The sequence below is a fragment of the Leptodesmis sp. genome (assembly GCF_052746595.1).
On the sequence record NZ_JBRAGO010000071.1, the window covers coordinates 1 to 23,446 of the forward strand.

The 23,446-nt window shown below is 49.3% G+C and carries 25 protein-coding genes and 1 pseudogene; 10 read left to right on the forward strand and 16 right to left on the reverse strand.

Annotation, left to right across the window (positions count from 1 at the left end; translation table 11 throughout):
• Window positions 1-53 precede the first annotated feature (53 nt).
• A complete protein-coding gene (cimA, locus tag ACUVQO_RS15545) occupies window positions 54-1,688 on the reverse strand; it encodes a citramalate synthase (protein WP_445926761.1) in 1,635 nt (544 codons plus the stop codon).
• A 118-nt stretch (window positions 1,689-1,806) separates the two neighbouring features.
• On the opposite strand from cimA, the gene ACUVQO_RS15550 reads away from it, so the two are divergent.
• From ACUVQO_RS15550 to ACUVQO_RS15570, 5 genes are all read left to right on the forward strand, one after another.
• Window positions 1,807-2,145: a 2Fe-2S iron-sulfur cluster-binding protein gene (locus ACUVQO_RS15550; protein WP_445926762.1), complete on the forward strand. Its 339-nt coding sequence runs from the start codon at window positions 1,807-1,809 to the stop codon at window positions 2,143-2,145.
• Between the two features lie 89 nt (window positions 2,146-2,234).
• Window positions 2,235-2,531, forward strand: coding sequence for a hypothetical protein (locus ACUVQO_RS15555; protein ID WP_445926763.1), 297 nt, complete (start codon window positions 2,235-2,237; stop codon window positions 2,529-2,531).
• Window positions 2,532-2,909: 378 nt separating this feature from the next.
• Window positions 2,910-3,368: an FHA domain-containing protein gene (locus ACUVQO_RS15560; RefSeq protein WP_445926764.1), complete on the forward strand. Its 459-nt coding sequence runs from the start codon at window positions 2,910-2,912 to the stop codon at window positions 3,366-3,368.
• Window positions 3,369-3,427: 59 nt separating this feature from the next.
• The gene (locus ACUVQO_RS15565) at window positions 3,428-3,892 is read left to right on the forward strand and encodes a YbjN domain-containing protein (RefSeq protein WP_445926765.1); all 465 of its coding nucleotides are present in this window, start codon (window positions 3,428-3,430) and stop codon (window positions 3,890-3,892) included.
• Between the two features lie 33 nt (window positions 3,893-3,925).
• Window positions 3,926-4,774: a lipoate--protein ligase family protein gene (locus tag ACUVQO_RS15570; RefSeq protein WP_445926766.1), complete on the forward strand. Its 849-nt coding sequence runs from the start codon at window positions 3,926-3,928 to the stop codon at window positions 4,772-4,774.
• Between the two features lie 206 nt (window positions 4,775-4,980).
• Here the strand turns inward: ACUVQO_RS15570 and ACUVQO_RS15575 are convergent, their stop codons facing one another.
• The 3 genes from ACUVQO_RS15575 to ACUVQO_RS15585 form a co-directional block, all read right to left on the reverse strand.
• Complete coding sequence (locus tag ACUVQO_RS15575; RefSeq protein WP_445926767.1) at window positions 4,981-6,204, reverse strand: site-2 protease family protein; 1,224 nt, start codon at window positions 6,202-6,204, stop codon at window positions 4,981-4,983.
• 22 nt (window positions 6,205-6,226) lie between these two features.
• Entirely contained in the window at window positions 6,227-7,627 is a 1,401-nt protein-coding gene (locus tag ACUVQO_RS15580) for a DUF2330 domain-containing protein (protein ID WP_445926768.1), read from the reverse strand.
• A 122-nt stretch (window positions 7,628-7,749) separates the two neighbouring features.
• Window positions 7,750-8,634: an RnfABCDGE type electron transport complex subunit D gene (locus ACUVQO_RS15585; RefSeq protein ID WP_445926769.1), complete on the reverse strand. Its 885-nt coding sequence runs from the start codon at window positions 8,632-8,634 to the stop codon at window positions 7,750-7,752.
• A 170-nt stretch (window positions 8,635-8,804) separates the two neighbouring features.
• On the opposite strand from ACUVQO_RS15585, the gene ACUVQO_RS15590 reads away from it, so the two are divergent.
• The 3 genes from ACUVQO_RS15590 to ACUVQO_RS15600 all read left to right on the forward strand — a co-directional run bounded on the left by ACUVQO_RS15590 (window position 8,805) and on the right by ACUVQO_RS15600 (window position 10,900).
• On the forward strand, window positions 8,805-9,605 hold the full coding sequence (locus ACUVQO_RS15590; protein ID WP_445926770.1) for an HAD family hydrolase: 801 nt from the start codon (window positions 8,805-8,807) through the stop codon (window positions 9,603-9,605).
• Window positions 9,599-10,189, forward strand: coding sequence for a pentapeptide repeat-containing protein (locus ACUVQO_RS15595; protein WP_445926771.1), 591 nt, complete (start codon window positions 9,599-9,601; stop codon window positions 10,187-10,189). The genes ACUVQO_RS15590 and ACUVQO_RS15595 overlap by 7 nt, the downstream gene beginning before the upstream one ends.
• Before the next feature lie 543 nt (window positions 10,190-10,732).
• Window positions 10,733-10,900, forward strand: coding sequence for a hypothetical protein (locus tag ACUVQO_RS15600; RefSeq protein ID WP_445926772.1), 168 nt, complete (start codon window positions 10,733-10,735; stop codon window positions 10,898-10,900).
• Window positions 10,901-10,995: 95 nt separating this feature from the next.
• Here ACUVQO_RS15600 and ACUVQO_RS15605 read toward each other — a convergent pair whose 3' ends face one another.
• Window positions 10,996-13,515, reverse strand: coding sequence for a putative bifunctional diguanylate cyclase/phosphodiesterase (locus tag ACUVQO_RS15605; protein WP_445926773.1), 2,520 nt, complete (start codon window positions 13,513-13,515; stop codon window positions 10,996-10,998).
• Window positions 13,516-13,844: 329 nt separating this feature from the next.
• Between ACUVQO_RS15605 and ACUVQO_RS15610 the strand changes: the two genes are divergently transcribed.
• Complete coding sequence (locus tag ACUVQO_RS15610) at window positions 13,845-14,891, forward strand: bifunctional heptose 7-phosphate kinase/heptose 1-phosphate adenyltransferase (RefSeq protein ID WP_445926774.1); 1,047 nt, start codon at window positions 13,845-13,847, stop codon at window positions 14,889-14,891.
• A gap of 640 nt (window positions 14,892-15,531) precedes the next feature.
• Here ACUVQO_RS15610 and ACUVQO_RS15615 read toward each other — a convergent pair.
• Together ACUVQO_RS15615 and ACUVQO_RS15620 are read right to left on the reverse strand one after the other, a co-directional pair.
• Complete coding sequence (locus ACUVQO_RS15615; RefSeq protein WP_445926775.1) at window positions 15,532-15,765, reverse strand: hypothetical protein; 234 nt, start codon at window positions 15,763-15,765, stop codon at window positions 15,532-15,534.
• 117 nt (window positions 15,766-15,882) lie between these two features.
• Window positions 15,883-17,406 carry an AAA family ATPase gene (locus ACUVQO_RS15620; RefSeq protein WP_445926776.1) on the reverse strand — a complete coding sequence of 508 codons (1,524 nt, stop codon included), beginning with the start codon at window positions 17,404-17,406 and terminating at the stop codon, window positions 15,883-15,885.
• A gap of 15 nt (window positions 17,407-17,421) precedes the next feature.
• Between ACUVQO_RS15620 and ACUVQO_RS15625 the strand changes: the two genes are divergently transcribed.
• Window positions 17,422-17,727: a hypothetical protein gene (locus ACUVQO_RS15625; RefSeq protein ID WP_445926777.1), complete on the forward strand. Its 306-nt coding sequence runs from the start codon at window positions 17,422-17,424 to the stop codon at window positions 17,725-17,727.
• Window positions 17,728-18,058: 331 nt separating this feature from the next.
• On the opposite strand, the gene ACUVQO_RS15630 is transcribed toward ACUVQO_RS15625, so the two are convergent.
• The 9 genes and pseudogenes from ACUVQO_RS15630 to ACUVQO_RS15670 all read right to left on the reverse strand — a co-directional run bounded on the left by ACUVQO_RS15630 (window position 18,059) and on the right by ACUVQO_RS15670 (window position 23,370).
• Complete coding sequence (locus ACUVQO_RS15630) at window positions 18,059-18,580, reverse strand: YceD family protein (RefSeq protein ID WP_445926778.1); 522 nt, start codon at window positions 18,578-18,580, stop codon at window positions 18,059-18,061.
• 31 nt (window positions 18,581-18,611) lie between these two features.
• Complete coding sequence (locus ACUVQO_RS15635; RefSeq protein WP_445926779.1) at window positions 18,612-19,115, reverse strand: Jag family protein; 504 nt, start codon at window positions 19,113-19,115, stop codon at window positions 18,612-18,614.
• 90 nt (window positions 19,116-19,205) lie between these two features.
• On the reverse strand, window positions 19,206-20,594 hold the full coding sequence (yidC, locus tag ACUVQO_RS15640; protein ID WP_445926780.1) for a membrane protein insertase YidC: 1,389 nt from the start codon (window positions 20,592-20,594) through the stop codon (window positions 19,206-19,208).
• A gap of 132 nt (window positions 20,595-20,726) precedes the next feature.
• Complete coding sequence (locus ACUVQO_RS15645; protein WP_445926781.1) at window positions 20,727-21,125, reverse strand: PH domain-containing protein; 399 nt, start codon at window positions 21,123-21,125, stop codon at window positions 20,727-20,729.
• A complete protein-coding gene (gene rnpA / locus ACUVQO_RS15650; RefSeq protein WP_445926782.1) occupies window positions 21,097-21,495 on the reverse strand; it encodes a ribonuclease P protein component in 399 nt (132 codons plus the stop codon). The genes ACUVQO_RS15645 and rnpA overlap by 29 nt, the downstream gene beginning before the upstream one ends.
• Window positions 21,496-21,523: 28 nt before the next feature.
• Complete coding sequence (gene rpmH, locus ACUVQO_RS15655; protein WP_233748526.1) at window positions 21,524-21,664, reverse strand: 50S ribosomal protein L34; 141 nt, start codon at window positions 21,662-21,664, stop codon at window positions 21,524-21,526.
• Between the two features lie 138 nt (window positions 21,665-21,802).
• Window positions 21,803-22,318, reverse strand: a complete 516-nt coding sequence (locus ACUVQO_RS15660) for a DUF2808 domain-containing protein (protein WP_445926783.1) — start codon at window positions 22,316-22,318, stop codon at window positions 21,803-21,805.
• 498 nt (window positions 22,319-22,816) lie between these two features.
• Window positions 22,817-22,866 (reverse strand): annotated as a pseudogene (locus ACUVQO_RS15665) (hypothetical protein); the annotation flags it as partial.
• Window positions 22,846-23,370: a glycoside hydrolase 100 family protein gene (locus ACUVQO_RS15670; RefSeq protein ID WP_445926784.1), complete on the reverse strand. Its 525-nt coding sequence runs from the start codon at window positions 23,368-23,370 to the stop codon at window positions 22,846-22,848. The pseudogene ACUVQO_RS15665 and the gene ACUVQO_RS15670, both read right to left, overlap by 21 nt.
• Window positions 23,371-23,446: the final 76 nt, after the last annotated feature.

Here is a 23,446-nt window from a genome sequence, read left to right on the forward strand (position 1 = left end):
TTCGCATACAGCGCGGGACTTATAGCTCCCCCAACCCCTCAATAGTTAAAAAGTCAGGAAGAAACCAGAACCGTTGGGGTCTGTTGCCGTAACAGCAGCCCATACTCCAGTCCTTCCACTACCGCATGATAGGACGCTTCCAGGATATTGCCGGAAACTCCAACCGTCGTCCAGCGTTGCTGCCCATTGCTGGATTCAATGAGAACGCGAGTTTTGGCAGAGGTGCCAGCGGCTCCATCTAAAATTCGCACTTTATAGTCGGTTAAGTAGAAGGCTGCAATCTCAGGATAGAAATTGATTAAGGCTTTTCGTAGAGCCGCATCCAGAGCCGCAACTGGACCATTTCCTTCAGCCGCTTCCAAAATATCCTGCCCATCAACTGCCAGTTTTACAGTAGCCAGAGACGTGGTACACAGTAAATTGTTTCCTGCGACCATATCGTAATGCACCTGAAAACCTTTCACCTCAAAAGGCAACTGCCGTTGACCTAAAACCTCCCGCAGTAGCAACTCAAAACTGGCTTCGGCAGCTTCAAACTGATATCCTTCACTTTCCAATGTTTTAAGATGTTGCAGGATCTGACGGCAAGCCGGATCCTGTTTATCTAGCTCCACCCCAAAGCTACGGGCTTTAGCCAGGATATTGCTCAGTCCCGCCTGATCTGAAATGACAATCCGACGAGAATTACCAACGACTTCCGGCGCAATGTGTTCGTAAGTAAGCGGATTGCGTTCGACGGCACTGACATGAATACCGCCCTTATGAGCAAAGGCCGAGAGGCCGACAAAGGGAGCATGGTCATTGGGAGCCAGATTTACCACTTCACTGACAAAGCGACTGGTTTCCGTAAGATTCGCTAATTGAGTTGGCGACAGACAGGAAAATCCCAGTTTGGCTTGCAGGTTGGGGATGATCGAACACAGGTTGGCATTGCCACACCGTTCTCCATAGCCGTTGATTGTTCCCTGCACCATTTGCACTCCCTGCATGACCGCGGCCAGCGAATTTGCCACCGCTGTATCGGAATCGTTATGAGCATGGATTCCCATCTGTAAAGGTGTGTCACCCCATGCTGCAGTATGCCATACCTTAACTTCACCAATAATCCGGCTGATTTCATGGGGGAGGGTGCCGCCGTTAGTGTCACAGAAGACTAGCCATTCTGCCCCCGCCGCGATCGCTACTTTTAACGTCTCTAGAGCATACTCCCGGTGGTGCAGATACCCATCAAACCAGTGTTCCGCATCGTAAATTACCCGCCGTCCATTGGTTCGCAAATAAGCGATCGTGTCCTGGATCATGGCCAGATTTTCATCCAGCGTAGTTTTTAGACCCTCAGTGACGTGTAAATCCCAGGATTTACCAAAAATCGTCACCCACCGGGTTCCTGCCGACAGAATGGGCTGTAGCATCGGGTCATCCGCTGCTGTAATGCCGGGCCTGCGTGTGGAACAAAATGCAACTAATTCGGCCTGGGTCAGCGGTGCTTCGTGAAGTTGCCAGAAAAACTGCACATCTTTGGGGTTGGCTCCCGGCCACCCTCCCTCAATAAAAGAAATTCCCAGGCGATCGAGCTGGCGGGCAATCCGAACTTTGTCTTCGATCGAGAGAGTTAATCCTTCCCGTTGGGCACCGTCTCGCAGGGTGGTGTCATAAATCCAGATCTGATGGGTTGTCTCTGAAGTCATGCAGGTATAAGCAGAAAAAATAGCAACCAGAAACTTATTTTAAAAAAACTGAGGTATCACTAAGGATAAATGCTGGAATCATAAAAGGATTCCTTAACAGTTATTCAGGAAGTTCAATATGCCAACCATCCAAGCTCAAGGAAAAACCTTTGTCTGTGAAACTGGGGCTAACCTTCGTCAGGTTTTGCTGAAAAACGGGGTGCGGGTTTACAACGGCGGGGCCAATACAATTAACTGCCACGGCTTTGGCACCTGTGGCACCTGTGCAGTTGCTGTTGAAGGGGCGGTTTCAGAAATGGGGTTGCGGGAAAAAACGCGCCTGTCCCTGCCACCCCATACACTGGGGCAAAATCGGCGATTATCCTGTCAGGTAAAAGTTTTAGGTGATCTGAAAGTGACTAAATACGATGGCTTTTGGGGACAGGGAGATCAGGTGGTGTGGACGGCGGAAGGGTAGAGGGATGGTAGAGACGTTTTGCACAACGTCTTTACGGAGAGGGCAAAGCATATCTATATATCTGTTGACGCAGAATTAGAGGGGTGGGGATGGCAAAGAGGAATAACAGGAGATGGGCCTGGTTGTGGTTTCCTGGTATTTTAGGGCTAATTCTGAGCGTGATCGGCCTTCGCTATGCCAGTTCTTCAGGTTGGTGGCCTGATATATTCGGCGGTGGGCCTCAGGATTCGCAAACCATTAATTCGGGGGCCAGTGTGTTTATGTCTACTACCGCATCTCCCTCTCCGGACACCGCTACGCCCAATGCGGTTCTACCGGATACCTCTGCAGCCACCCCTGCTCCTGCCCCAACTGGGTCTGGGTCTGGAGTCCGGGGTAGATGGTAGGAAAACCCTCAAAGCACACATCAAGTTCTTCTTCACGAGAATTTAAAAACCTTTTGTCAATGCCCCCATTGATGTAAAGGTTATACAAAGAGTTCCCATGACCCGGTTGTCACCCAACCGAAAGCTAGTGTTTAGTCTACGTAGTTACACTGATTCACCCTTGAGAGGGATACCGGGATTGGGGTATTAACCATCAGGCCAACAGAACTAAGTGCATCAGCATTCATCAGGGGTTTCAAGCTCAACACCTTAATTTTTTTGCTGCGATAGGTCTAGTTTTCTAGCCAAATACTCATGCTGAATCTAAAGTCTTCTGGTCGATTTGACCAACGTACTTTAACCTTTCTTGAGGAAAATCCAGCCATTTCGGAAACGTTGATGGCAGAACTTGGGCCTAATATTTCTGAGGTTGCCACCATTATCCAACCGATTCTAGAGGCACCGAAGCGTTGCGGAGTTAGCCAATACTACATTCAGGCCGTCGCTACGGGTCGTAGAGCATTTCTCACTACTAACCTGCCCCATGTTGCGACAAGCTGTGTACCAGGAAATACGACCAGTTGGATCGTTGGGCGTAGTCATAATTGCGCGATCGCGATTCTGGATAAAGCCGTTTCTCGTTGTCATGCTGTCATTAGCCATCAACCAGGCGAAGGTTTTCATATCCGGGATTTGGGCAGTAGCAATGGCACATTCGTCAATCGTTCCCGCCTCACCCCGTTAGAACAGAGGTTCTTATGCGATGGGGATTTGCTGGAATTTAGCAAGTTCCGGGTGGAATTCTTTATTTCCGGGTGGTCTGCCGCTACGACTGTCACCTATGACACTCACTATTAATCGTAGGCTGGGTTCCCAGATTAGCGCTAAGATTTAGGGGTGCAATTACTCAAACTGTTATGGTTCAGTCACTCCCCAATGACGAATTAACCGCTCAAGCGGTGGATAGGATTGCTGCCAGCAATCTCCTAGAAGTGATTGAGACTGTGATTACCAGTCTGGAGAGCAATAACACAGCAATGGTGCACCGTGATGGAACTGCCCATTTATGGAAGTTCAAATACGGCACCGTTGAGGTATTTGTGCAATTGACTGGTCTATCGGAGGAAGACACATTGACCGTCTGGTCTACCGTGCTCAAGCTCCCCACAAAGGACGACTCCAAACTCGCTCGTCAATTACTGGAACAAAATTGGACGAGTACGATGGAGGCCCGGTTTGCCATCGTAAACAATGAGGTGGTGGTGGTGACCAGTCGATCGCTGGCGGACCTGTCCCCTGGCGAAATCTCGCGGGCCATCACCCTGGTCGCCACGATCGCTGACGAAAGCGATGAGCCTTTACAGCAGAAATTTGGAGGATAAGGGAGGGGAGTTAAAAGTTAAGAGTTAAGAGTTATGAATTATGAATTGACTGTAGATGAACCTGCAACTGTTCACTCTCAACTCTCAACTCTTAACTCCTCTGGCGAATCTGCAGTTGTTCACTCTCAACTTTCAACTCTTAACTCCTCCGGCAAAGTTTGGCGTTTCATTCCTCTACTGGAGGCACCGGGCTGGGTGCAGATGGCCATCGATGCCTGGTTGTTTGAGCAACATAGCCAGGGATTACATCCACCCACTCTGCGGTTTTATACCTGGCAACCCGTGGCCATTTCGCTGGGCTATCATCAGCGACAGTATCCTCCTCACTGGCAGAATTTGATCTGGCAGGGAAATTCCGTGGATCTGGTAAGGCGACCAACAGGAGGAAGGGCGGTCTTGCATCAGGGCGACCTGACTTACTCCGTGGTGATGTCTGGCTTGCCCCCCAACCGGATGCAGAGCTATCAGAAGATTTGTGAGTTTTTGATTGGGGGCTGGCGATCGCTGGGAGTCGAGCTGCATTACGGTCATGCAGGACGGGGTTACATTCACAATCCCAACTGTTTTGGCACTGCAACCGCTGCTGATTTGGTCACGGCAGAGGGGAAAAAATTAATCGGCAGCGCTCAACTCCGCCGGGGATCCACCGTCCTGCAACACGGTTCCATGCAACTCAACCCTGACCCGGACTTATTTCAGCACGTATTTGGAACAGGGTTTTCAGGTGAAAAATGGCACAGGATACGAGGCACAGGGCACGAGGAAGAGTCCATGATCATGGAAGCTCTAGTGGCAGCAGTAAAACACTGTTTTGGGGTGGAGTTGCAGCATCAGCCTTTATCGGATTCGGAGTTGCGCACCATTCTTAGCCAGAAGAATTAATCCCCTACAAAAGCCAACTAGATCGGCAGTCGCACTAGGTTCTAAAACGACTCCTAGCTTCACCTTCCTCAGAGTAGTTGCAAGTGTAAAGCCACACGATTGTAGCAATCTTGGCACTTTCAAGTGATTCAGGTTACGAAAGCGATCGCGGTCTAATCAAGTGAAAAAAATGGATGGGAGTGAATTCTCCCTCTAATTCTCATTCCTTAGCGAGAGGAAGCAGTGGCTTCAATGGCCGATTGCGCGATCGCGCCCAATTGAAAGCCCATGGGATAGACTCCTTCCTCCTTAATTTGCTTAATCACAGAGTCGGAGACAGTCATGTTCAATTTATGCGCCAGTGCCCGGACAATATCCCCGCGATCAATCACTCCGGCAACTGCACCCGCCGGAGATAAAACCGTCATGCGTCGCAGCTGCTCGGTTTCCATTTGCTGAATCACCTTCACTAAAGGCGTTGCTTCCTCCACGGTGGGAATCGTATTCAGCGGATGGATAATGCGGAACAAGGGCTCGGTTTCCCACTCACTGCGCTCCACAGAATTCAAGTCATCATCTGCTACTAAGCCGCGATAACGGCCTTCTGACGCTGCAAAGAACACTTCAGGCCGAGAGGTTCCCAGTAAGTAATCATCGGCAAACTGTCGTAAACTCATGTGAGCATCTACCACCCGAAACTCGCGGGTCATCGCATCCCCCGCTTTCAGTTCCAGCAAGGCTTCCTGCAATTCGGTGATGCGATTGTAGCTACTGGCATTCTGGATAATAAACCAGCCCACCAGGGCCACCCACAACCCACTGAAACTCCCGGATCTAAAGACCACCAGAACTCCCAACGCGACCAACGTCCAACCGACCAGATTCCCCGCTTTAGCGGCCCATCGAACTCCCTTAAAGCGGCTACCCGTTAACTTCCAGATTCCTGCTTTTAGAATCTGTCCTCCATCCAGGGGCAGACCTGGTAAGAGGTTAAAAATTGCTAAGACCAGATTTGTCCAGGCCAAGTAGCTAACCCCGATATGAAGGGGCGTTTCCTGGGGAATCACCGTCGTCAGAAAAGTGAACAGGAAAGATAGTCCTAAACTGACGCTGGGGCCAGCGATCGCCACTTGAAACGCCTGTCCTGGAGTTTTTGATTCCTGATCAATGGAGGCAACGCCCCCAAACATGAACAGAGTAATGGAACTGACCTTAATGCCCTGGGCCAGCGCCACTAGACTGTGTCCTAACTCATGCAACAACACAGAGAGGAAGAACAGCATTACCGTTCCCAGTGCAGCAAGATAGGCTAGCCCGGATCCCCATTGGGGGTAGCGTACGCTCCATTCTCCACCCATCGGGACTGCAATCAGTAGCAGAATTAAAAACCAGGATCGATCGATAAACACCGGGATACCGAAGATTGATCCTACCCGCCAACCTGAAACCATAATGAGTTCCTCATTCCTTTCTTTAGGATAGTGGAGATGAAGGGGAGAGGGTAAACCAAACCCATTCCCACCAGGTTAAAGCTTGAGCTTGAATCTTAGGCAGTTTGCGGCGAATCGTTTGAATATCCCACCCTGTCAGGCGAGCCAGAGTTTGGGCTTCTTGTTCAAATCGACGAGACAGCGATCGCCGATATTGCTTGCCTGCGGAACAGCTTGTGTCTCCAGTAAATGGATGTCGTATCACATACCGTCCCTGGAACAATTCCCGATTGGTAGTAGTTTGAAACATTAAATCTTCAGGAAACTTGTCGCGGGTATAGCGGACATGCAAACGGGTAATAAACACGCCGCTGGAGGGAGCGATCGGAAAAGGACGGGGGATCGAACGACCGGACGACGGAGCAGAAGGCATCCTTTCAGGGTGATCCAACCAGAACACCCCAGCCTCTTTCAGTTCCTCGCGGTTCAGGGGCGTGGCTGAACAGGGATCGCAGTTAGCCATGTCCCAGGCATATTCTAGAAACACCACATTGCGGCCTTCGCGATCGTAGCTGGTCTGAAACATGGACTTATAAAAGTCTTTGAATTCCTCCTTCACGAAGGTAGGAATTTCATTGCCCGACGGCACTTTCACTGTCCGGTAATTGGTCACTTCCGCCTGACCTTCCGGCGAGAGAATATACACAATTAAATCCTGCTCTTTCTGAGCATTCACCATCCCCAACCGGATCGGCAACATGAACCGGGGCGACTCATAGGTCATCCGAATTGGACGCAGGTTCTGATAGCCCGACTTCTCAAACTCATTCAGGTTCACCTTAGCCACAAAAAACTTCATCTGTTGCCGAATGTAGGGCCGCAGAAGTTGCCGTGCCCCTTGAGGAAGCCGGTAGCCATTCCGCCGCAGCCAGGTTTCCAGTCCCCCCGACTCCTTCGCACTCAGGATGAGAATGTCGTACTCCCCAACCGTAAATTTCTCCTCGATCGTCACACCCAGATTTTGCGATCGTGCAGCTTCGTCCTTCCTGGCTCCAGCAGACATAGTGGGGACGGCGGGCCTCATTCGTTCATAAACTGGAGGCGTACAGGGATCGGGATCAAAGTATTCCACCAGACGAGGTGCGCTAAAGGCATCCAATCGTTCCAAAATGGTTGGCTTGCCGACTTCTACCTGCTCTTTTTTCAACACCACAGGTACGGGCACCACGATCGCAAAATCCTGCACCTCACCCTGATAATCATTCGCCATCGTCAGCACCGTTTTGTTGCCACTGCGAGCGATCGCCACTTGAGAGGCCTGGTTATACAACCTGGCATCCGCCTTCGCTACATAGAACCCGCAAAACGCCCAAGCTCCAGAGGCCACAAATAGGCTGGCAGACAGGATCAGGAGGGAAATGAGGAGGATACGGAGAAGTTTCATGGTAGGTGGGTAGAGGGGTGGAGGGGTGGAGGAGTAGAGGGGAAGGAGATGCCAGGATGACGAGAGGGTGAGAGGAACAACTAACTCAAAACTTAAAACTCTTAACTCTTAACTCTTAACTCTTATAACTCCCTGGCTTTCCACTCAAATCGGGGCGCGTCCCAGAGCAAATCCAGCAGAATACTCAGGGGGGAGAGGGCGAAGAGTGCCCAGAAAACGGCGGTAGGCAGGAAGAAGACGTTACGCAGGATAAAGGTGAGCAGGGCGATCGCAGCCGCCCAGAGGATCCGACTGGTGCGGGCATTGGGAATAGTTCGAGGATCTGTAATCATAAACAGAGCAAACAGGAGCAGGGAACCACTGGTCAGCCGATGCAGCCAGACATCCCACGTCCAACCCAACCAGAGATTTCGTAATGCTTCCAGGCAGGCATAGGATCCCAGGAAGGTGACGGTGGTATCCCAGCGGCCTACTTTTTGCAAAACCAGTCCCCCGGTGGCCAGAAATAGCAGGATGTACCAGCTTCCTTCCCCCCACTGACCGGGCGATACCCAGGCATCGTGAGTCAGGGCGATCGCCGCAACAATGCCGAAATTCGCAGGATTAAAGATATGTTTACCCCAGAAGCGAAGCAGAAATTTGCTGCCGATCGCTGCGATCGCGGCAACCATCATTGTGCTGCAGTGGTCGGTACGCAGGAGCAGACTGAGGCCAAGAGCCGTAATCAGGGCACTGGGGAAGGAGGGGTGGATGCAGAGGTGCAGGGGTGCAGGGGTGGGGGAGTCAGGCGTGGCAGAGATTGCTGTGGTTGGAGTAGCCGGATCGAACTGAGAACTGAGAATTGGAAACTGAGAACTCACGACTAGAGCAGCCCCTTGAGTGATCAGGCAGGTGGCGATCGCAACCAGGATGATTCCAGGATGCAAAGTCCAGTCCCGTGTGGCGATTCCCAGGACGACAAACAGGGACAGAAACAGCATCTGGTACAATCGGGCATCACGAAACATAGAGCAGGAAAGCCATACCAATCAGGTTGTCCGTCAGTATGGCTTGCTCGAAAGTAAAATGGGGAACTTGTTACAATTCTGGTAACAGGAAGAACACAACAATCAAGTACGATTCGTCAGAAAATTCTTGAGATACCTTGAAGGTGCAGCATACCTCATGGGTAGCATCTATGCCAATGACTCCCCCCTCTGTTCTGGCCCTTGATTTTGATGGCGTGCTCTGTGATGGTCTCAAAGAGTACTTCAAAACTGCCTGGATGGCCTATTGCAATCTCTGGCAACCGTCTGAGAAAATGCCCCCCCCTGGCTTAGCTGAATCCTTTTATCGCTTGCGGCCTGTCGTGGAAACAGGCTGGGAAATGCCATTAGTGCTAAAGGCGGTTATGGATGGCTTGGCGGAAACGGAATTGTTGGCAGACTGGCCCGCGATCGCCAAACGCCTGGTTTCTCAATATAACCTGGATCCAGGGATGCTGATGGCAGAAGTGGATGGCCTGCGCGATCGCTGGATTGCTGATGATTTGAACAGTTGGTTAGCAGAACATCGGTTTTATCCGGGGGTTAGCGATCGCCTCAAGGGTATTCTGCAAACCGATACTCACGTCGTCATCATCAGTACCAAAGAAGGCCGCTTTATCCAGCAACTCTTGCAACAGGAGGGGATCGATCTGACCGATCTGCAAATTTTGGGGAAGGAAGTGAAGCACAGTAAAGCAAATATTCTGAAAGAACTAATTCAAATTTTTCCCACCGCTACTTTCTGGTTTGTTGAAGATCGACTCAAAACCTTGCAGGCCATTCAACAGCATCCTGAGTTGGCAGAGGTGGCTTTATTTCTAGCAGACTGGGGATATAATACCTCGGGGGAACGATTATTAGCAGAACAGGATCCCGACCTTCACCTCCTATCCCTGAGCCAGTTCAATCAAGATTTTTTGTCCTGGATAAAAGGCCAGGAACAGTCATGGTAGATTCCTCCAACGATTTTTCTCGCCAGAACTTGAGCGGTCAGAACTTTCATAAAGCCCAACTGGCAGGGGTAGACTTCACAGCCGCGAATTTAGCAGGTGCTAACTTTGCCCATGCCGATTTATCAAACGCTCAACTGACGAGAGCCTGTTTAGTGAATGCCGACTTGACCAGTGCCCAACTCGATAAAGCAGACTTGACAGGGGCTGATTTGAGAGGGGCTATTTTAACTCACAGCAGTATGAATTTTACAGATCTCACAGAAGCTAATTTAACCAATGCGATCCTCAATCATGCGAACTTAGATCGGGCCGTGTTGAACGGTGCCCGGTTAGATCGAGCTAGTTTATGCGATGCCAGACTGAGTTATGCCTATTTGCGGCATGCCAGTCTAGTGCAAGCTAATTTGAATGGTGCTGATTTATTTGCAGCCGACTTAAGTAACGCTGATTTGTATGAAGCATCATTGAGTGATACCAATCTCAGTGCAGTGACAGTCACCTATGCTAGCTTTGGCAGAAATGCCGGACTTGCTCGGCAAACCTGGGAGGAGTTATCCAAACAAGGTGTAGTTTATTACCAGTGAGTGCCGACAGAAGTACGTAGAGTAGCATTAATACTTTCCACATTTAGATCAACTTTTGCTTTATCCCTGTTTCCAGGTCTATTTACAAATGGTTTCTTTCTTATAAAGAAGTTATAGCTCACTAACAGAAAAATGAACTAGAATGGCTAGTCGATTGGCACAGGCTTCTAAAGATGAACCTATTGACCTGGCAACAATTTCCCTTTCGGTTTTCATTGACCTGATGCAGGTCAAAAAGCTGTGCCGAAGTTCTCTAATCAGGAGTACTCATTTGGCTCAATTTTTCAAATGAAAATTTTGAGACAGTAAATTCATGTCAGGTTAATAGGCTCTTAACAAGAAGTAGATCATTATTTTGAATCTGAAGCTTATCATTAGTCGGGATGCCAATCCATTGCATGAACGTTAACTTACTTACAGGACAGCATCATGTCTTTTACCTACACGACCAATACTCAACGGATTAGCAAAATTGAGTTCACAGGAGATCCCTAGGTAGCCAATATTGCCTTCTCCGATCCAGGGCCTAATTATTCTCCGACTGTGATCATCTTTGGCGTACCTGCTGCTACAGCAAGTGCGATCGCGGTTAATTTCTTCTTCACAGGAACTCAAAGAATCATCAATATCGTCATCGAGGCTGCGCCAACTCAAGTAGGCGGCAACAGCTACTTTGAAGCGAAGTATGGTGGCAGAGTCGATATCAGCTAGTTGTTTGCTGTGGCATTTGTACCAGCATACTTTAAAGGTACTGGGAATCGGGTGCTGGGAAAAAGTTCACGCTCAATTCTCAGCACTCGCACCATTTACCACTGGGGATCCATTGTCAGTAATTGTTCGATCGCCTCACTAGGCAGAGGTTTCGAGAAAAGATACCCCTGACCATATTCACATTTTAAAGTCCGGAGCTGAGCCAGTTGTTCGGTCGTTTCGACTCCTTCAGCAACAATGTCCATTCCCAGGTTATGCCCCAGCATAATTACGGTTTGGACAATGTGACTATCTTTATCTTCCGATCCCATACGGCTGACGAAAGAGCGATCCACTTTGATCGTATCGGTGGGGAAACGATGCAGGTAACTGAGGGAGGAATAGCCTGTGCCAAAGTCATCAATGCTAAGTTGCAGATCTAAGGCTTTGAGCCGCATTAACAGGGCGATCGTCGTTTCTACATCGGTCATCGCAATACTTTCAGTAATCTCCAACTTCAAATTGTGGCCGTTTAAGCCCGTCTGCCGCAGGGTCTGCTCAATCTGCTCCACCAAATTAGCCTGAGCAAATTGCTTACTGGAAAGATTCACACTGACCACCAGTGGAGCGAGTTGAGGAAAGCGATGCTGCCAGATTTGCATCTGACGGCAGGCTTCCTCAATCACCCACTGACCAATAGGAATAATTAAGTCTGTTTCTTCGGCAACGGAGATGAATTCCATGGGATGCACAAATCCCCGTTGGGGGTTCTGCCAGCGAAGTAAGGCTTCAAATCCCGCTATTTTGCCAGTTAGTAACGAAACCACGGGCTGATAATGCAATTGAAATTCCTGCCGCTCGATCGCCCGTCGTAAATCCGTTTCCAACTGCAGGCGAGTCATCACCTGCACCCGCATTCCTGGCATAAATACCTGATACCGTGCTTTTCCAGAAGCTTTGGCCTGATTCATGGCCGTCTGGGCATCCCGCAACACATCTTCTGGTTGCAGGTAACGGTCTAGTTCGTTCAGGACAATGCCTACACTGGTACTGGTGAATACCTCCTGTCCCTGCAAAACGAAGGGTTGTTTAATCTGCTTTTGCAAGTAGTCTGCTAAATGAGCCACTTCGTCTATATCCCGGATTTGAGGCAGCAGAATGGCAAATTCATCGCCTCCTACCCTGGCCAAATGATCTCCAGACTTGAGGCCTGATTTTAGCCGTTTAGCGATCGCAATCAACAGTTCATCGGCTCGATGTGGCCCAAAGCTGTCATTGATTGCTTTGAAGCTATCCAGTCCTAAAGACAAAACAGCCCAGGATGGGGCACAGCCTAGCTGTTTTTGCTTTAGTAGATTTAACTGTCTCCCACGATTGATGGCCCACTGCACCTGATTGATGAATAAAGTCCGATTGGGCAAGCCCGTTAACTCATCATGCAGAGCGTTATAAAGCAGACGATAGGCCAGAATGGCAATACTGGAGCCGATAAACGCACTCATAGGAGCCACAAAGGAAATCCAACCTGCCTGTAAAAGAAAGATTCCCAGGCAAATCCCGAATAAACTGATACCGCCTATCGCTACCGATAATCCCAACCAGGCAGGATGTCGCAATCGCCAGCCCAAGATCCCTCCCAGCAACGCCCAAATCCAGATCCAGGCAATTTCGATGGGCTGCGGCCAGTACCAAATGACCGATTGGCCATCTAAGAGTATTCCTAAAATTTGGCTCACTTTCTGAGCATGAACCAGAACTCCCCCCATCTCCGGGTTTTTATCATCGGAAAGACTAAAGGGAGTGACAAACAGGTCTTTCACACTGGGGGCGGTGGTGCCAATCAATACCAGCTTATCCTTTACCCAGGCGGGGTCTATCCGCCCATGCAGGACATCTCCTAAAGTTACCTGCCGTGCTGCTGCCTTGCCAGAGCGGTAATTCAGCATAATCTGGTAGCCGCGATCGTCCAGAGTCTGATAGCCACCAGCATGACTGTCTAAGGTTGGAAAGACCCGTTCCCCAATCTGTAAGGCTTTTTGAGCAATGGGAGTAACTGTCAGATGTTGATCTGCAAGGTAGTGCAGGCTAAGCCGCAGGGAGAATGAATAAAAACGTTTTCCTTCAGAAGTGGCAAACAGAAAATTACGCCGAACGACAGCATCGGGATCCAGCACAATATCGCTAAACCCAACCCGATCTGGGGCCATTCCCGGTGGTGCTGGCACTCCATCTTTAGCTGCATCCCCTAGCAGTCTGATAGCAATTAAGTTAGGAGCCTGCAGTTGTTTGAGTAAGTCGGATTGCCCTGGGGGATGGGAAATATCGCGATAAATACCCAGGCCGATCGTGCGGGGACGGTATTGCTGCAACCGTTCCAGTAAGCGAGCAATAACCTGATCTGACAGGGGCCACCGTTGTTGCTCTTGAATATCTTGTTCGGTCACTGTAACAACCAGGAGCCGAGGATCAGGGTCTTGTGCTGGGCGTAACCGCAGCATCTCATCGTAGGTCAATAGCTCCCAGGGTTGCAGTCCACCCGCCTGCCTGACTCCTACTACCAAACCAGCAACTAATAGGCTGCTAATTAAGGCAGGATGTTTCAGAATAAATCCTGAAAATCGATGGCCGGTGCTCAACAACCTGGCAAATCTTCTGCGGAAATGTGTCATGTGAGCGGTATTACCTGGATTAAGCGATCGCTGAAGGGAAGTTCACTAAAAGATTTTAGTGAGATCAGGGTGCAAACAGGACAATTCAAGACCTAAGGCCCATTTTTGACGATCTTTCAGTTCGCTACGGCAGGCGCACCTACTACCAAATTAAAGCGTTGCATCAGATAACTTGATCCAGTAGATGCTCTTTGGATTAACTTTGCACCAAGTATTGTTTATTCTATCCGTTACCGCTTTAGTCAGTGGCTCGGATTTAATATTCCCAGTAAATTGCTTGAGTTACCATGCCCTCTATGACGTTTGATTCAACCTTTACCACAAAATTATTGGCTGCAGCTGATCGGCTGGTACATCTACTAGACCAGTTTCATCAACCTCGGGTATTAGTGATCGGAGACTTGTGCCTGGATGAGTTTCTTACAGGACAGGTAGAACGTCTTTCCCGGGAAGCTCCAGTGCTGATCATTCGCCATGAGCACACCCGCCAGGTAGCTGGAGGGGGAGCCAATGCGGTGTACAACTTAGCGAAGTTGGGGGCACAGGTGAAGGCGGCTGGCATCGTTGGGAAAGATGAGCAGGGAAAGGCATTACGCCACATTTTTGAGACAGCAGGAATTAATACTGAGGGGATGCTGCTCGATGGCGATCGCCCCACAGTGACAAAAACCCGTATCTCCGGTCATGCCCGACAGTCAGTCACGCAGCAAATTGTCCGGGTTGATCGCAAATCCGATCAGCTACCGTCTCAAGTCTTGCAAGATCAACTGGCCGACTACATTCGGCAAAACTTGGACCAAGTGGATGCAGTCGTTTGTTCTGATTATGGAGATGGCACCCTCTCTGCCCCTGTAATTGCAGCGGCTCTATCCCATCCTCTCAGCGTCGTTGATGCCCAAAAGCAGTTACAGCGCTATCGGGGAGCTACTATCTTCACCCCCAATCTGCCTGAAGCTGAACAAGCGGTTGGCTATCCCCTGGGAGATGGCACTGACCTGCCCCTCATTAGTCAGGGTGGCAAGGATCTGATTCAAGCCACACAAGCCCAACAGGTTCTTATTACTCGCGGTGGAGAAGGGATGAGCCTAATCCATTCTGATGGCAGTGCTTACCACATTCCTGCCTTTAACCGCACCGATGTGTTTGATGTAACAGGCGCAGGAGATACTGTAGTGGCAGCCCTCACCCTGGGCTTAATTGTGGGAGCCTCGCCCTGGGAAGCTGCGGTATTGGGCAATCTGGCAGCTAGTATTGTGGTGCGTCAATTTGGTACCAGTACAACGTCTCCAACTGAAATGAAAGCGGCTCTCCATCTACTGCTTGAGGAGTTAGGGGAAACATAGGGATGAGGAATCAGGAATTGGAGATTAGGTGCTTCATTAAAGTAACGAGATCTTTACAAGAACTTCATTTCAGTTTTTCGGATAGATTGCTGAGGGATAGGAATAAGTGAATGGTAAGATGCACCCTGATTCAATCCCTGGCAGAAATGTCAGGGATTTTTTTGGCTAGCTGAATCTGGTTTAGCTTTGGTGTTCTACAGATTAAGACGCAGGCAGGCGATCGTTTCAGTGACCGTCTGAGTTTCTGGATAACGGGTATACCACCAGATCTAGGCGATCAATACAGGCTGGAAGGAAAACCGATTCCAAGGCAGGCTTGGATGATGGGGAATGCCTTCAATCGGAATGCTGTAGAGCAATTACCCCTCAGGCAAAGCAACACTCACCAGCAAAATTATCAAGCTAATTTTTCCTAAAATATAAAAACCTCACTGATATACACTAATAAAACTAAATTAGGAAACTGAGAAAATACAATTTAGACATATCATTCTGACCTGATAAAGTGAGTGCTCTCAACAGTTACAATACATATCACTACGATAGTTTGTAGGATTTTTGGTGTTAGATTAGCAATTGAGTTAAGGAATTTATGAGTGGATTCTCTCAATACTCATTGGAACTCTTGCATAAGACTCAATCAGCAGCAGGATTGCTGAGTTGGGGCGTACAGTTCCCGTTGTAGGCCAGTAGTTTTGTCATAAGGACTGGTGCCGCTGTTAACTCTAGCTTCACTGGCCATAGAACTGCCTGCACAAGCCGTGCTGGTAAATAGAAGCAATCCTGAAAAAACTACAATTAAAGTTTGTTTCAGGCGAAAAAGTTTAACCAAAGAAGCAATACTGGCGATCGCTCCAGAAATCAGATTGTTCATAACTATTCTCCATGGTGCTGCGTTTATGCGTCCTTTCATTGGACTCGCATTCCACAGTAACGGTGGAGAAACGGTCTTCTCATCTAGCTAAAGTCATAAAGGTAAGTTTGGATAAAATCAGTCGGATTGCTGAATTTGCTGCTGAATCCGCGTACTGAGGGGACTGTACTTGGAAGCCAGACGAGCCTTACCGGAAGCCGCCCAATCCTGAAGAAATTTGATTTGCTCCTGGGCGGTACGGGCAAGCGGAATTACCTGGCTGGCTGCTTCTAAAATGTCATCTGTGGTGAAGTCCCGATTCTGACTGAAGCCAATGTGCATGGCTTCGACCAGGGTTTGCTCAATTTCGGCCCCTGAAAAATCCGGTGTTTCGTAAGCCAGGCGATCGATATCATAGGATTTTAATGTGTGGGGCCGCAGCCGTTCCAGATGAACAGCGAAAATCGCTTTACGTTCATCCTGAGTCGGCAAGCCTACAAAAAAGATTTCATCAAAGCGGCCCTTCCGCAGCATTTCGGGAGGCAGGGATTGAATATTGTTGGCCGTGGCGACCACAAATACTGGAGTCGTCTTCTCGGCTAACCAGGTAATGAAAGTACCAAATACCCGATTGCTGGTTCCGGCATCCCCCCGACTATCCATCCCGGAAAAAGCTTTGTCAATTTCATCAATCCACAGCACACAGGGGGCGAGTGCTTCAGCAAGTTGAATCATTTGCCGGGTACGGGATTCCGATTCACCAACCAATCCGGCAAACAGGCGACCCACATCCAGGCGTAAAAGAGGCAGATGCCAGTGGTGCGCGATCGCCTTCGCCGTCAGAGATTTTCCGGTCCCCTGAATCCCCACCAGTAAGAGTCCGCGCGGATGGGGCAAACCATACTGCCGCGCCCGCTCAGAAAAAGCTCCGCCTCGACGCAGTAGCCAATCTTTCAAATTATCCAATCCACCAATATCAGAAATGTTCGTTTCGGTGGGATAAAAGTCCAGAATCTGAGTTTGCCGGATCGTCTGCCGCTTTTCTTCCAGAATCAGATCCACATCTTCAGGCCGTAGTTCTCCATGAGTAGCGATCGCCCGTGCTAGTACCCGTCGGATGCGTTCAAGAGACAGTCCCTGGCAGGAACGCACGAGTTCATCTAGCGCACGGACTTCCATCGACTGATTGGTAGTGTTCAGGAACCGTTCAATCTCGGCCTGGATTTCACTTCCTTGCGGTAGCGGAAACTCCACAACGGTCAGCACTTCGCTCAGGTCTTCGGGAATAGCAATCTGGGGTGATACGATCACAATGTTCTTGGGTTGGGATTTCAGCGATCGGGCCAGGTTGCGTAGTTTCCGGGCAACAGAGACATCTTCCAAAAAGCGATGAAAATCCCGCAACACAAAAATAGCTGGAGCACCGGCAGGCAATTTCTCAATAAACTCCAGAGCCTGCAACGGATTCCGTTTGCCAAAGCCTTCGTCATTGGGGTTGCCGTGGTAGCCATCGACAAAATCCCAGATATAAATCGCCCGATTCCCCTGCTGTTTGCCAGACTGGGCGATCGCCCCTTCGACCCGTTCTTCTTCTTGAGTGGGGATATAAATCAGCGGATACCGTGCCCGCAGCAGTAACTCAAACTCTTCACTGAAGCTCATAGAACGTAAATTGGAATGAACAACTCAGAATCGACAGCGATCGCCATCAATCTTCCCCCATTCTCCCTTCTTTCGCCTGCTTCCGTACTTTTACCCCCGTCGCTCTACGAAAACCAGGAGTTGAGAGATGCTGTCAGCCTGAATTTCAACGACCTCAGTTGGGTTCTGGAAAATTTCAGCCTGTTGTTTGATGTTATCTGCCTACTGCCTGGCAACTTCTGCCTGCCCATTTATCTGTTCCTGAATGGATTCTGCCTGTTGCCTCGTTGCTTCTATTTGGTGGTGAATCATCAGTCACATTACCACCAACCCTTCAGTTAAATGCCCCACTTGATCAATTAAAGTGTCTAATTTGTAATTATGCTGATTGGACGACTGAGCCAACTGGCTCACCCGAGCGTTCAAGGTATCAAGCTTCTGATTCTGTTGACTGGATGACTGAGCTATCTGGTCAATCAAAGTATCCAAGCTTTGATTTTGCTCATTCGATGATTGAGCCAGTCGGCCTACTTGGTCAACAAGGGTACCTGACTTATGATTTTGTTGACTAGAGGATTGGGCTAGCTGGGTTAAGAGAAGTTGGGTACTGGATTCGTCGGATGGAGTCGTCATGCCAGCAGCATTGGGAAATAAATTGTTAAGCCAGAATACATCAATTCTGACTAAACAGTTGATCCTTTAAGGACTCCAGGCCAGCCCAGCGCCGATCGCCCCCAGACTTAGAGGATTGTTCTGATTCTGGCAGAGGAATTCCGGGACACTGGGCATCACAGAGTTTGCGTTGGGGAATTTCCAGACACAGTTGCTCGTACAGCCATTCACCCGAATCAAAGTAGCCTGTCGGAGAGAGTCTTTCCACCAGATCTTCAGAGTCAATTTCTCGATCCAGAACAATCGGATCCAGATCATCCGCCGCTTCATCCAACCAGATCAATTCAGAAGGAGCGATGGAAAGTTTGTGATTATATCGCTGCAAACAGCGATCGCAGGTGAAGGTAATAATTGTTTCTACTTTGGCATCGATTTCCAGGTAATTGCCCTGGTGCTTTACCCGCACCCAACCCTGTACTGGAGTGAGAGTCTCTAACCCCGGAATCGGTTCGTCAATTTGAACAACTTCAGTTTGCTCTGGTGCTCGCGTCAGACGAGGAATATAAGTTGGTTCGATAGCCATGAGTTCCTCCTCTCAACCTGGATAGTAAAGGTTATACTTCTTCCGCTTCTTCCTCCCGTAACAGCCGCACTACCAGGCGACGATCGGGTTCTTGTCCACGGCTGTAGGTTTCCAGGTCTGGATGTTCTTTTAATATGGTATGCACTTGTCGCCGTTCTGCAGCGGATAAGGACTTGAGTTCAATTTCCCGATGAGTTTCTCGCGCTTGTTCCGCTGCCTCCTGAGCGATCGCCTGCAGTTCCGCATGACGACGCTCTCGATAGCCTGCCAGATCAACCGTGTAGGCTCCCTGTTCTTCTGCCGAAACTCCCAAGTTGAGGGTAGTATTGGCCAGGTATTGGATGGAATCCAACACAGAGCCGTTGGGGCCAGTTAACTGTTGAATCTGTTCTGGGGTCAGGCTCGAGTCATCAATGACAAGCCAGCAACTTCCCTCCCAGGAAGCGGGGCTGGCCTGAGTTTTCACCTGAGTAGAAACTCCTGCCAAGTCTAGTAACTGCTGTAACCACTGCTGACCTCGTTGCTCTCGATTCATATCAGTTCACTCCTTCCCCGTTTTACCACTGCCATTGCCAAAACGTGCCTTTCATAGATTGACAGACTAGCCCTGGGGCTTTTTCTTGGCCTAGCCAGGATTCTTTTTCGGTGGAGTTGCTGGCTTCTTCGCCTGGGTTGGCTCTTTTTTAGTCGGAGTCGAGTCTTTCTTGACCTGAGTTGGCTCCTTTTGAGTGGGAGTGGATTGCGCCTTCTGTGTTGAAGTTGGCTCTTTCCTTGTCACTATCGTCGAGTCTTTCTTGGCCTGTGCCAGTTCTTTCTTAGCTAGCTCTGCATCTTTTTTTACAGGAACAGGCGTATCCTTTTTAGCCGCAACAGGTTCCTTCTTTGCTTTGCCTGGTTCAAAAGGTAAGGCATCTGAACCGTCTTTTCGGGCCGCCGCTTTCTCCTCGGCTTCCACCAACTTCATCACTTCCTCGGGTAAAGGTTCCCGTGAGAGGATGAAGGTCTGCAGCGTCTGGAAGATGTTGGCGATCAACATATACATCAACACGCCAGCCGGCAAGGGGAAAAACAGAAACATTCCAGAGAAAATCACTGGAGTAATTTTATTCACCGTGTCCTGATTGGGATTACCGGAAGACCCCTGGCCCGACAGCAACTGGTTCACATAGATGCTGACTCCGAAGAAGATGATCATGCCGATGATGTCCCAGTGCAGGGTACCATCCGGGTCGATCGCGCCCACTCGTCCCAGCTTGTCAATGAACAAAAAGCCTTTATCAGCGGCCAGACCAGGGATCACGGCCTTGATCGTCACATCTCCCGGTTGGAGAGCCTGAATTGTCCCATCGTCATTAATTTTGACTTGCTCGGCTCCCTTCACTACTTCAAAGTGGGGAACTAACTTGTCGGCTTCTTCTGGATGTTCTGCCAGTAGAGTTTGCAGTGATTTCCCATCCGTAGTCTGAAACTCAACTTTTGCGGTTTCGCCTACAGCTAACTTCGTACCACCAGGAGCGACTGCCGTAATTGGGGCATGCACACCGTCAGCAATAAAGATATTTTGCGGACTGGAGATGTATGGCTGGGGTTGAATCTGTTCAATTTGCTCTTTCGGTAGGATCTGGAAACTGATGTTGTAAGGAACATCTGAAAAAGGCGATCCCCGCAGGGTGGCAAACAGGGCAAACAGAACAGGCATTTGTAGCAACAGAGGAAAACAACCTGCCAGGGGATTTCCCAGTTCCTGCATGACCTTGGCCATTTCTTCTTGCTGTTTGGCCGGATCATTTTTATACCGTTCGCGAATTTCTTGCTGCCGCTTCTGCATGACAGGCTGCACCACCTTCATGCGCCGCATATTCCGGATAGAGCCAGCACTCAGAGGATAGAGCGCAAAGCGAATGACCAGCGTTAGTGCCACGATCGCCAGACCATAGCTAGGCACAATCCCGTAGAAAAAATCCAGGATTGGCAGCATTACATTGTTTGAAAGAAACCCAATACCAAAGTCCATTCGCTCTATCCTGACCTCGTTTTCTGAGTGTATTAACTAATGGCTTAAGTTCAGCCGCAGCCGATCTCAATTATCCTCACAGCATACCTGTTGGGGTTCAGTGGCCGACAAGTGCGGTTTTCACCCCTGTCCTTAACGCTGACCACCCAGTCCACCACTTTTTGCTTGGGCCGCTGGTGACAACTTTTCGTTGATGTAGCTGTAAATCTCGCGAAACTTAGGAATAGCCCGCAGTTCCAAGCGGCTATCGTCCTTTAAAGTGATTACCATGTCACCCCAGCTTCCCAACCCACGAGGTACCGTAACCACTTTAGCAATTTCTGAGTAGACGATATCAGAGCGATCGCGTCCCATCCAGCCTCCTGTAACAGAAATGCGGCGGTTTGTGATCCGGTAGCGCAACCAGAGTGCCCGGACGATCGCACCAATGGTCAAAGGAATGCAGATGACAGTAAACCCTAACAAAATTCCAATGATCAGGTCGCCAATATGGGGACCGCCGTCATAGAACACATCCTCTTTGATAGCCATGAAGCACCTCAGCGTCTACTAGCAACTGCTCTAATTCTTGCAGAAATTGTAAGTAATCGCACTGAGTGGCCTGAGGATGAACAATAACCAGTAAATCCCAGCTTCCACCCATGAAGGGCAATAGTTGCCGCACAATTGCCTGGAGACGTCGTCGAATGCGATTGCGAACCACTGCCCGTTTATCTACTTTCAGACTAATCGAGAAACCAATGCGGGTTGGTAACGGTTGAGAACTGGATGCCAAGGAGGGGGAGGGCGATCGTCGCAGCACTCGTAATGTCAGATGAGCAGTTTTAAACCGTTTTCCTTGCTGATAGACCTGACTAAAGTCTTGCCGACATTTCAGCCGATGAGCCTTTGGTAGTCCCACTCCATTCGTTGCCCGTTACAGTTTTACTTTAGGCAACCGCCAACCGCGCCCGCCCCTTTCTTCTCCGAGCTTTAAGCACCCGTTGGCCATTCTTGGTTCGCATCCGGGCACGAAACCCCGAAGTTCTCTTCCGTTTGCGGCGGGTACCGCCCAAAGTGCGCTGAGTCATGGTTGATATCTCCGAAGCTTCCCAAATATGTCAAAAACACAGTTTACAATTTTAGCATTGTTGAGACTGTGATTTTCAAGAAATATTTTTATATAGGGGTAAGTTGCGTCTATCTATCGTGGCAAAAACCACCCCTGCCTAGGAAATTTGAATTACCCAGGTTCCCAGGTAACGCAAGAGCGGCACATCCCCCGGTGATACAATCTGGCAATTGAAGTAAAACATTCCGCCAGTACTGGGGTTTCTGACATTACTGAGCTGGATTTCCACTCTGCTGTTAGCTGGAACTGGTTCGGCAGGAAAAATCTCGATTAAGTTGTTGTCCTTGTTCCACTTGGCTTCTTCAATCTTGACAGGCTTCCCCTGTACGATTAGCTCAATCTCCTTGGGATCAAAAGAGCCTCTGAAGTAGTCCGGGTATGAGATGGTGAACTGTGCTACAGCCAATTTCATCTTGCTGGCTGGAATTCTCAGTCGATAGCGATCCCAGCCGTTTGCTTTGCCGCCAAAATCCAGTCGGTAATTGAGGTTGTCCTCACCTTTCACTCCACCGAACAGCGTTAAACCTGGTAATCCACTTTGGGCAAAACTCACCAGGGGAACAGTGCCGACTAAGCAAGTTGCGATCGCTAGACCGGAAACAACTCGTCGCACAGGTAATCTCAATAGCATAGACTGTTTACCCAACAAAAAACGGTCACAAAATAATAATTTTGTGAAGCTTGATTTACTTCGACTTTAGCAGATTGTGTCGGAAAGCATGGAACACATCTGTTACTCTTCCCAGGACAGATAGGGCTCTGAAATTGTTCCTAAACTAGCCGTTCCTCGCGCTAAACTGCAATCACTGCCGCTGTCTGGAGTCGTTCACCATAAACCAAACTACTACAAAAGTGTCTTTATCCTTCTAGTTTTAGAAGGTTCACATATGAATTCCGACGCATCTTACTCATCTTACTAGCCCCCCGGAAACTGGTTGGATGTCCAGTACTCGCTGGGTCTGCTCTCCGGTGCGGAACTTTGCAGAAAGTATCAACCCTCGCGAAAATAGCATAGCCATTCCAGCATCTCCGGGTCTTTGTCAAAGCTAAGGAGGGAAAGTTTATCCGGATGTTCGAGGAATTCGCGGGCCAGGAGGTAGCCTGCGATCGTCTAGGTCTGGAATTTGCGACAGGCCTTTCCTACCAGGCGACCATTTCTGCCATCGTAGTATTCAGCCCACTCATCCTCACTGAGGCGACGTTATAAAATAAGGCTTGAATTTCTAAGGGATGCCCATACACGCCCATGCGGCGATCGATCATAAAGGCACCATCAGGAACCAGTAGCGTGGGGTACATATCAAAGCGATCAGCCAGACACAGTTTCAGAATCAACATCATCCCCTGCTGAAATTCCGGTCGGTGGGCCAGATCGATATCCCCCGTCGCCCGAACATAAGCCCGTAGCAGAATCAGCCACCAGAGACAGGAATCGACTGGAGTAACCCGCCCGATCGCGTGTTCCCCAAAATCGGCAATTAAAAACTGTTCCCCATCCTGATGCTTCACTTTAAAGCTAGCGGGCATCAATCCCTGTCCAGCATTGAAGCAATCCATCTGCTTATCGCTACTCTGTAAAGCCAGAGTTTCAATTAAAAAATTACGGACAATCTCACTCTGACCTTTGATCAAAAACAGTAATGCACAGAGCACAAAATCCCGCATAAAACACTGATCATAATTGAGGGCTTCCACATAGGGATCTTGGGCCGCTACAGTGCCTACCTAAATCCGTCGCAGT